3 protein-coding genes are annotated in these 3,079 nt (G+C 62.6%); 2 read left to right on the plus strand and 1 reads right to left on the minus strand.

All coding sequences use genetic code 11. The features are described from left to right. Nucleotides 1–25 precede the first annotated feature (25 nt). On the minus strand, nucleotides 26–1,795 hold the full coding sequence (locus VJ604_RS07305) for an autotransporter assembly complex protein TamA (protein ID WP_324081148.1): 1,770 nt from the start codon (nucleotides 1,793–1,795) through the stop codon (nucleotides 26–28). 234 nt (nucleotides 1,796–2,029) lie between these two features. On the opposite strand from VJ604_RS07305, the gene VJ604_RS07310 reads away from it, so the two are divergent. Then, entirely contained in the window at nucleotides 2,030–2,542 is a 513-nt protein-coding gene (locus VJ604_RS07310) for a GNAT family N-acetyltransferase (protein WP_324081149.1), read from the plus strand. Beyond that, on the plus strand, nucleotides 2,539–3,079 hold a 541-nt coding region (locus tag VJ604_RS07315), incomplete at its 3' end, for a M20/M25/M40 family metallo-hydrolase (RefSeq protein WP_324081150.1). The genes VJ604_RS07310 and VJ604_RS07315, both read left to right, overlap by 4 nt.

Below are 3,079 nucleotides of genomic sequence, written 5' to 3' on the forward strand. Positions count from 1 at the left end.
CCGCCTATGTAGATCCGGATCTTTCTCATAGCTGGAAACCCACGCTGAAATGGACCATGTAGAAATTGCTCTGGCCGGTACCGATCCGTTTGGCCAGGTCGAGGTGGAGCCCCCCGATCGGCGTGTAGTAATGAACACCGACCCCGGCACCCTGGTAGAGGTGGACGTTGGTGAAGGAATCGAAGGCGTTGCCCGCATCATGGAAGAGGGAGACGCCCCACTTTTCGAAGATGGCGCGCTCCAGTTCGACGGTCCCGGTGACCAAGTCCCTGCCGCCCACCACCTCGTTACGGTTGTTGCGGGGGCCCAGGCTCTGGTAGTGGTAGCCGCGCACGCTCTCGTCGCCACCGGCGAAGAAGCGGATGGATGGTGGGAAATCGGCCAGCGGGTCGGCCAAGAGACTCACCCCCACCTTGCTCTTCAGGTGGAGGGAGAGGCGCCAGGGAAGCGGTAGTATGGCGTTGCCGTCGGCGATGAACTGGGCCAGTGACGAGTCGGAACCTATGTACTGGTGGGCACCGCGCAGGTCGAAGGCGTAGCGGTACCCCCGGGTCGGCCGGGTGAGGTTGTCGAAGGTCTGCTTCGAGAAGCGAAGGCCCGGCAGTACCAGTCGGGAGCTGGAGTCTTCGGTGCCGATGGTGAAATTCTCCTGCTGGATCTTGACGTACGGGGTGAGCAACTCCCCCTTGCCAAGGCTGTGGTTGTAGGCGACCTCCACGGCAGCTAGCTGGCTCGTGTAGCTGGAGGTCCGTTCCTGCTGGAGGTTCAACTGGTAGGTGGTGTTGCTGAAGATATCCCGGTCGCTGGGGACGGTATAGCGGGTGATGAAACCCTGCAGCCTTTGAGCGACGTAGAGCATGATGTCGAGGTCGTGCCCCTTGTGGAAGAGGTTGAGTTCGCGATAGTGGACCGAGACCCGGGGGCCGGTGTCGGTACCATACCCCACGCCGGGACGAACGGTACGCCTGGCGACGGGAGTGAGTTTGACCAGCACCGGAACCTCGTGGTCCTTGGCGTTCTCCTTCTGGGGGGTGATCAGCACCTCCTTGAAGCGCTGGGAGTTGGAGAAGTTGAGCTGCGTTTCGCCCAGCTTTGAGAAGGAGAACACCTCCCCCTTGCCGAAGCTGACATAGCGCCTCAGGAAAGGCTGCGGATAGTCGGGAGCCCCCTCGATGTGGACGTCGCCGAAGAAGTAGCGCTCGCCGGTGTCCAGGATGAGGGCAATCTGGGCCGTTTTCTCACCCGGCGCAATGCGCACCTCGTGCTTGCTGAAATCGGCGTCCAGGTAGCCGAGGTTCACCGCCTGCGCCTTGAGGTTCGACTTGGCCCGCTCGTATTCCGGCTGTAGCAGCACGTCCCCCTTCTTGAGCGGGAAGACCTTTACCAGGTCGCGCAGCGAGCGCTGGCCGGCTCCGGCTCCCTTGACTTCGATGTCCACCCCCACCACCCGCACCGGCTCCCCCGGCTCGATGGTGACCTGTAGCAGGAACTCACCTTTCCCCTTATCCTTGACCTCCACCGCAACCTCGGCGTGGTAATAGCCGAAGGGCTCCAGCGCGCGCTTCACCTTCTCCGGCGCCTGGCGGGCGAAACGGTCCAGCCAGAGCCGGTCCACCTTGCCGTCGCGCACCATGCCGAAGGGAAGCGTCAGCACGTCCTGCACGTTCTTGAGGGCGGCATCCTCGACCCCGCGCACCTCCACCTCGACCGGATCCGCAGCATGCACCGGTGAGACGGGCGCTAGGATGACCAGCAGGGAGGCCAGCGCGGCATATAGCAGCAACATCCTGGACATGTGAGCCTTTCGGGGAGGAAGAATCGGGCGAGCCGGCCGTGTGAGCATACGAAGCGGGCCGCAAGTTTAAGAATTCTACCATCTATACGGAATTAATAAATCTTTTCACCACAAAACTCTGCACCAGGGGCGGCTTCAGGCGACAGTGCTGGAGGGGGGAATCTAATGGGGGCACCTCGTCCGGCGGGTTAACTCTGCTATAATGGCAACATCGATACCGCATCCGAGGCAGACATGACAGATCCCCATCCCAACGGCGAGGACCTCCCGCGGGTCCGCGAGATGATCATCGACGATCTCCCTGAGGTATTCCACATCGGCGAGCAGCTGTTCACCGCCGAGTACTCGCAGAGCCTCTACCGCACCTGGGACGAGTACGAGATCACCACCCTTTTCAACTCCGACAACGAGCTCTGCATCGTCGCCGAACACGAGGACCGCATCCTCGGCTTCGCGCTGGGGACCACGGTGAAGAAGCACAACTCTCCCTGGAAGTACGGCTACCTGGTCTGGCTGGGGGTGCGCCGCGACCTGCAGAAGATGCAGGTGGGGGAGAGGCTTTTCAAGGAGCTCAAGCGGCGCTTTAAGGAACAAGGGGTAAGGATGATCATCATCGACACTGCCGCCAGCAATACGCCGGCCATCCGCTTCTTCCAAAAGCACGGCTTCGGCGACATCCAGGAGCACGTCTACATGACCCTCAACCTCTCCCGCAGACACAAGAAGAAACCGGTGAAGAAGCCATGAGCGGACCTCTGGAAAACGTGCTGGCGGCGATCGACCCGGACCGGCTGAGGAGAACCCTGCTGGAGCTGATCGATATCTATTCCCCTTCCGGCAAGGAAGAGGACATCCAGCTCTTCCTGGAGGAGTTGCTCAGACGGGAAGGGTTCGAGGTCGAGCGGCAGGAGGTGGAGGAGGAGCGCTACAACCTGCGGGTCACCATGGGCGAGGGGGAGCCGCGGCTGTACCTGGTGGGTCATGTGGACACGGTGCCCGCCTGGGACCTCGAGGCGGTGGAGGGGCGGGAAGAGGCCGGGATCATCCACGGGCTGGGGAGCGCCGACATGAAGGGTGGCTGCGCGGCGATGGTGGAGGCTTGGCTCGCCATGTCCCGCGCGCTGCCGGCCGCGCAACTCCCACCGGTGGGGCTGTTGCTGGTGGTGGGCGAGGAGGAAAACGGCGACGGCAGCGCGAGCTTTCTCAAGCAGTGCCGGGCACCCTGGGCGGTGATCGGCGAGCCGACCGGTCTTTCCGCCTGTTTCGCCCACTACGGCTACCTGG

The sequence above is a fragment of the Geomonas sp. genome (assembly GCF_035254065.1).
Lineage (GTDB): Bacteria > Desulfobacterota > Desulfuromonadia > Geobacterales > Geobacteraceae > Geomonas.